The organism is Pseudomonas sp. EL_65y_Pfl1_R83 (assembly GCF_963970695.1).
GTDB classification, from domain to species: domain Bacteria; phylum Pseudomonadota; class Gammaproteobacteria; order Pseudomonadales; family Pseudomonadaceae; genus Aquipseudomonas; species Aquipseudomonas tritici.
The window spans coordinates 1-543 of record NZ_CAXAQI010000210.1; the positions used below are offsets into that span (position 1 = coordinate 1).

1 protein-coding gene is annotated in these 543 nt (G+C 61.5%); it reads right to left on the minus strand.

Annotated features, from left to right (window positions below; genetic code table 11):
• A partial coding sequence (locus tag AACY08_RS28460; RefSeq protein ID WP_339472435.1) for a DUF72 domain-containing protein occupies window positions 1-543 on the minus strand: 543 nt, incomplete at both ends.

A 543-nucleotide genomic window follows, 5' to 3' on the forward strand; every position in this document is an offset into this window, starting at 1 on the left:
TCTTCCTCCACTGCGGCTTCGAGCCGGGCATAGACAAAATCGCCGCTGACATCGGCAATCGCGGGATAGTCCGCCGAATCGGCATAGACAATCGCCACACCGGCGGCCCGCGCCAGCGCGACGAATTCGGGAACCTGGAAACTGGCGTGTCGAACCTGCACCGCGTGACGTAACGCGACCCCATCTTGGTGCCGCGGCAGCAGCTTGAGGAAGGCCCCGAAATCATCGGGATCGAACTGCTTGGTTGCCATAAACTGCCATAGGATCGGCCCCAACCGATCTCCGAGCTCGACAATCCCTTGCCCCGTGAAGCGAGCGATCGACTCGCCTGCTTCGGCCAGGACCTTGCGGTTGGTGCAATAGCGCGAGGCCTTCAGCGCGAACACAAAACCGTCCGGCACCGCCTTTGCCCAGGAAGCGAACGTCGCGGGCTTTTGCGACGAATAATAGGTCCCGTTGACCTCGATCGCGGTCAGCCGTGCCGCCGCATATTCAAGTTCGCGCTTGATCGGCCATTTATCGGGGAAAAACACCCCGCGCCAC